The organism is Pseudomonas sp. XP2, assembly GCF_053557975.1.
Genome location: NZ_JBNRIK010000012.1, coordinates 1 through 5,430 on the forward strand (window position 1 = coordinate 1; position 5,430 = coordinate 5,430).

Genomic DNA, 5,430 nt, shown 5'->3' on the forward strand with positions numbered 1-5,430 from the left:
GCCAGTCATGGCCTGCGTCAGCAGGTGCTGTTGGCGGCGCGGGAGGCGAATGCCGAGAAGGCGTTGGGGCTGTTGGCGGAACGCTACCGGATCACCGAGCAGGCCATCACGGAAAATCCATTTAGCCAGGAGGTACAGAAGTATTTGAAGAGCGGCATGGCGCAGGTTGAGGAAATGAAACAACTGCGCATCTCGGGGAACCGAACGGTTTCGATCGAACTGACCACGACCGCGCGAGTGAAGCCCAACTTTCTCGGGTTGCTCACCTCGGGCGGTGGGGGTGGTTTGAACGCGGGGATGCTGTGGTTCAACATCTTATCGCTGAAGACGGCCTATAACAGCCTGCAAAAGAACGATGCACCGGAATACACCTTGGGCTTTGCTTCATCGATTTTTGGGGTGATCGGTGCAGCGGCGGCGACGATGGTCAGCGTGCGGGCAACGCAGAAGGCTGTAATGCTGAGGTTAAGTTCGACTGCACCAGGGATGGGATTTGGCAATGGAATCATCAAATTTCTAAGCAGTAATCTGTTTGCGCGTTTGGCTGGTTATCCGGCAATAGCATTTAGTTTTTTCGCGGACAGTGCTAAGGCGCTGCGACAGCATAACAACGGTAACCTAACTGCAGCCAGTTACACGATGGCTGGTGGATTCACCATGGCTATTGGTTCCGCTGTCGCCCTTGAAGCAGGACTGGCCGTTGCTGGCGTGACATCAGTTGTGCCATTTGCCGGATGGGCGGCAGCGGCTCTTGTTCTAGTAGGCGTGGCCATCATTGCTGGAGGCCTTTACCTACACGCCAAGGCCCATGAGCACCTGCACAGCCCTATTGAGTTGTGGGCAGCACGCAGCGTCTTCGGTAATCGAATCAATGATGGGGAAGTGCACCCTGACATTACCTTGGACTATGAGCAGAAACTTCCTGCTTTCGTGTCGCTACAAACTGAAGTCAAAGCTTGGCACAACGAGCATTACGGACCAAAACTACTATCCGCCGAGCAGGCCCTGTCACTTGGTATAACTAAAGTCGACACTAAATGGCATCGGAATGACCACTGGTCTCCGCCCAACTGGACTGCCTTCACCCATAACGAAGTGGCCACACCTCAACCCACCGTTGAGTTCACCGTGCTGCTGCCTGGCTTTGTGCCTGGGGTAAGCGAATGGTCAGGAAGTTTGAGCACCCTACATGACGACCAAGGAATGCACGTATTCCCAGCCGCCCCGACCGGCCATATCGTAGGTGGTGGTTTGGTTCTTCATTTCGAGAACACACTGGCCAACCAAAGTCATGTCTCACTGCATTTATCTTACAGCGCCAATCAAGGTTTGGACGAAGATAATGAGACCCAATCAGTCTTTCATCTGAAGCGTTAATTATGGCAACCACCTGGATATTCAATTCAACGTCAGACTCTGGACACAAACCTGCAATTGGGGGACAGCTGGCAAACGCATCCGAAAATATCTTATGCCTGCGAAACCCATGGGTAACAGACTCCGTATTCATGGGAAAACTGTACTGCGCAATAACAGTCATATCACTCATCGGATTTTACCCTCAAATCCTCCCAATCACCTTAGACCTCTACAATAAAAATGCTGCATTAATGCTTTTGTTCTTAATCTCTCCATTTCCTTTCGTTCCATTTCTAATTTATCGTATCTATTTTATAAAAAACCTATCAAACTTTTGCCTCAACCGCTCAACCCAAAAAATCTACTACCAACGCTTGAGCAAAGTATTAGTCTTCGAGTGGAGCAATACCGGAGGGGGCATATTCAAACGCACCGAATACGGCGGCTCATCCTTCAGCACCAGCTATGCCCTCGCCTTCGCCCCTCGCCGAGCGGATGGCAGTCTCCACCAAAAAGACTGCCTCTGGATCGACAGCAACGAACCCACCGAACCCGGCGTAAAGCACGTCGCTGAAGTCTGGGAATACCTCCGACACTTCATGGCCCACGGCCCGGACAAGCTCCCCCCACCCGGCGAACCCAACTGGTGGTACAAACCGCTGCACGCCATCTGCCTGACGCCGGCAGAAGCCTGGCAACACTACGCCCCCTGGCGAACCGGCGAGCCCGGTGAAATGCAGGGCAAAAAGAACTGGCAACTGCCGTTCTGGGCCGTGCTGTTCCCCTACAACCTCACCGTTGCCATCTGCTGGTACTTCATCTGCAAACTTTTCAACGTCCGAGCAGCACCACCGCCCCCAGCAGCCTTCGAAGAACCCCCCGTTCAACTCCGCAAAAGGAAGCGCAAATGAAACCCATCGTACTGGTAGGCCATCGCCATAGCTGCCCGCTCCATGGCGAAGGCACTGTGGAAACCGGCGCAAGCGCAACATTCGTGGATGGCAGGGCCGTCGCACGCGTGGGCGACCGCATCAGTTGTGGCGCAGTCATCGAAACCGGCGCTGCATGCACGATTATCGAGGGCCAACCCGCAGCGAGGGAGGGAGACACTACCAGCCACGGAGGGGCTCTGATCGAGGGGGACCAGGGTTGGCTCATTGATTGAAAGCAAAACCGGCACTGAGCCGAATGCGGTAAACCCCAGCGTTAAAACCAAACCTCTCCCTCGGTTTTGAAGCCGGTCAATCAATTGATTGGGCCGTTCTTCGGTGCGCTCACAGGCACAGTACCCCATGGTAATTGATGATATTATAATAGCCTCCAGCGTGGGAATATTCTTACACAGGGCACTTAGAACTAAACAGCCCACGCTCAACACAGCCCCATGGGTTATCAAGAAAAATCCATCAAATTATTTCACCGCTTGCATTTACGCCCGACAACCAATAACACTTATCTCATCGCCCGATGGAGATAAGCCATGTCCCGCCTCGCCGAATTCCGTGCCCTCGAACGACTGCTTACGGCAAAGCCCGAACTTTCCTTCATTAAAATCGACCCCAACCTCATCCGTGACTTCGAATTTGAAAGCAAACTCCACATGCTGCTTGCCGAATATCAATTCAATCTGTCCCATGTCCTGGCCATCATCGAGAGTGAATGCACGACCAACATTGACGAGGTCTATCAGCAATGCCGTCCTGTCGCACCGCCCCGACTTTATAGAGCCCGGCAAAGCAAATACTATATAAACCCACACACAGGGCAGGAAGTTGAAGCAAAGAGCACCCTGCACAAAACCGTGCGGTTGTGGATTCAGCAGTACGGCCGGGAGGAGGTCGAAAGCTGGGCAACTGCATGGTCTGTGAACACGCCCAAATCTGACCAGTAGCCCCCCTGACCCTGCCAGGCACGACCACCACAGCCTGTCCTTCCCTTCTGGACCTGCGCCCCATCAGGCAACCAGGTTGAAAGCCTTCTACCCTTTATTGGCGTGAATCCCTGCCGCGCCCGCAAGCCAACGCAACCGTTCGGTAACCGAACAGTAGCCCGTCTCTCGAATTGACGCTGCCGCCTTCACTGCTCACCATGCACCGGCCTTGCGTGCCCCCCCTGCCTGGGACTTGGTCACGTACCGTAGCACCGCAGCTGAATACAATTTCAAGAAACGAGCAGTTTATGAACCACACCAAGACCACCCCCGCCGCGCCCCGGATGCACCAGGGTTCGATTGGCGACAAGCTTCGCGGCGCCTTCGGCGTCGGCAAGACCCGCTGGGGCATGCTCGCCCTGGTGTTCTTCGCCACCACCCTGAACTACATCGACCGCGCCGCCCTTGGCATCATGCAGCCCGTGCTGGCCAAGGAGATGAGCTGGACGGCGATGGACTACGCCAACATCAACTTCTGGTTCCAGGTTGGCTATGCCATCGGCTTTCTGCTGCAGGGCCGGCTGATCGACAAGGTTGGCGTAAAACGCGCCTTCTTCTTCGCCGTGCTGCTGTGGAGCCTGGCCACCGGCGCCCATGGCCTGGCCACTTCAGCAGCCGGCTTCATGGTCTGCCGGTTCATCCTGGGCCTGACCGAGGCCGCCAACTACCCGGCCTGCGTGAAGACCGTGCGGTTGTGGTTCCCGGCGGGTGAGCGGGCGATCGCTACCGGCCTGTTCAACGCCGGCACCAACGTCGGCGCCATGGTCACGCCGGCCCTGCTGCCGCTGATCCTCGCTGTGTGGGGCTGGCAGGCCGCGTTTATCGCCATGGGCTGCCTGGGCCTGGTGTGGGTGGTGCTGTGGGTGTTGAAGTACTACAACCCTGAAGACCATCCCAGCGTGCGCCAGAGCGAGGTGCAGTACATCCAGCAGGATGACGAGCCAGAGCCGACCCGCGTGCCGTTCAGCCGTATTCTGCGCCTGCGCGGCACCTGGGCTTTTGCGGTGGCCTATGCGATTACGGCGCCGGTGTTCTGGTTCTACCTGTACTGGCTGCCGCCGTTTCTCAACCAGCAATACAGCCTGGGCATCAACGTGACCCAGATGGGCATCCCGCTGATCATCATCTGGCTGACGGCGGACTTCGGCAGCATCGGTGGCGGCATCCTGTCGTCCTGGCTGATTGGCCGAGGCGTGCGGGCCACCACCGCGCGACTGGTGTCGATGCTGATCTTTGCCTGCACCATGGTCAGCGTCGTCTTTGCCGCCAACGCCAGTGGCCTATGGGTCGCCGTGGCAGCCATTTCGCTGGCGGTAGGCGCCCACCAGGCGTGGACGGCAAATATCTGGAGCCTGGTGATGGACTACACACCCAAGCACCTGGTGAGCACGGTGTTCGGCTTCGGCAGCATGTGCGCGGCGATTGGCGGGATGTTCATGACGCAGATCGTCGGCAGCGTGCTGACCGCCACCAACAACAACTATGCCGTGTTGTTCACGATGATCCCGGCCATGTATTTCCTGGCGCTGGTGTGGATGTACTTCATGGCACCACGCAAGGTCGAGAGCGCCTGAGGGCGCTAGCCACTTACCTCTACGGGGCCCTTGCGGGCCCTTTTTTTTCGGTGATCACACGGAGAATGGCACCGGCTCCGCCGGTGTTCGCGGGGCAAGCCCGCTCCCACAGTGACCGCGCTAGCTCTCGGGTGTTGTGCAAGACAGTTGTCACCACAGGTACTGCATAAGCCTGAAGCCTGCTCGGTACCTGTGGAAGCGGGCGTGCCCGCGAAGAATCCAACACGGTGAATGGCACCGGCTCCGCCGGTTTTCGCGGGGCAAGCCCGCTCCCACAATGATCACGCTAGCTCTCAGGTGTTGTGCAAGACAGTTGTCACCACAAGTACTGCATATGCCTGAAGCCTGCGCGATTACCTGTGGGAGCGGGCGTGCCCGCGAAGAATCTAGCGCGGTGGATGGCACCGGCTTTGCCGGTGTTCGCGGGGCAAGCCCGCTCCCACAGTGATCGCGCTGGCGTTTAGGCGTTGTGCAAGACAGTTGTCCCCACAGGTACTGCATAAGCCTGAAGCCTGCGCGATTACCTGTGGGAGCGGGTTTACCCGCGAAGAATCCAACACGGTGAAT

4 protein-coding genes and 1 pseudogene are annotated in these 5,430 nt (G+C 57.1%); all 5 read left to right on the forward strand.

The window, feature by feature from the left end:
* A pseudogene (locus ACK1VC_RS14620) lies at window positions 1-1,377 on the forward strand (T6SS effector BTH_I2691 family protein); the annotation flags it as partial.
* Between the two features lie 2 nt (window positions 1,378-1,379).
* Window positions 1,380-2,270, forward strand: coding sequence for a hypothetical protein (locus ACK1VC_RS14625; protein WP_096425922.1), 891 nt, complete (start codon window positions 1,380-1,382; stop codon window positions 2,268-2,270).
* Window positions 2,267-2,524 (forward strand): PAAR domain-containing protein, encoded by a 258-nt coding sequence (locus ACK1VC_RS14630; RefSeq protein ID WP_016486118.1) that lies wholly within the window; start codon window positions 2,267-2,269, stop codon window positions 2,522-2,524. Before ACK1VC_RS14625 ends, ACK1VC_RS14630 begins: the two co-directional genes overlap by 4 nt.
* Before the next feature lie 315 nt (window positions 2,525-2,839).
* Window positions 2,840-3,250 carry a histone-like nucleoid-structuring protein, MvaT/MvaU family gene (locus ACK1VC_RS14635; protein WP_016486117.1) on the forward strand — a complete coding sequence of 137 codons (411 nt, stop codon included), beginning with the start codon at window positions 2,840-2,842 and terminating at the stop codon, window positions 3,248-3,250.
* Between the two features lie 323 nt (window positions 3,251-3,573).
* Window positions 3,574-4,863 carry an MFS transporter gene (locus tag ACK1VC_RS14640; RefSeq protein WP_371855216.1) on the forward strand — a complete coding sequence of 430 codons (1,290 nt, stop codon included), beginning with the start codon at window positions 3,574-3,576 and terminating at the stop codon, window positions 4,861-4,863.
* Window positions 4,864-5,430: the final 567 nt, after the last annotated feature.

What these genes read in the sequence shown, in the direction of transcription:
- ACK1VC_RS14630 (WP_016486118.1), top strand. Translation starts at nt 2,267, where the DNA reads ATGAAACCCATCGTACTGGTAGGCCATCGCCATAGCTGCCCGCTCCAT.
- ACK1VC_RS14635 (WP_016486117.1), top strand. Translation starts at nt 2,840, where the DNA reads ATGTCCCGCCTCGCCGAATTCCGTGCCCTCGAACGACTGCTTACGGCA.
- ACK1VC_RS14640 (WP_371855216.1), top strand. Translation starts at nt 3,574, where the DNA reads ATGCACCAGGGTTCGATTGGCGACAAGCTTCGCGGCGCCTTCGGCGTC.
- ACK1VC_RS14625 (WP_096425922.1), top strand. Translation starts at nt 1,380, where the DNA reads ATGGCAACCACCTGGATATTCAATTCAACGTCAGACTCTGGACACAAA.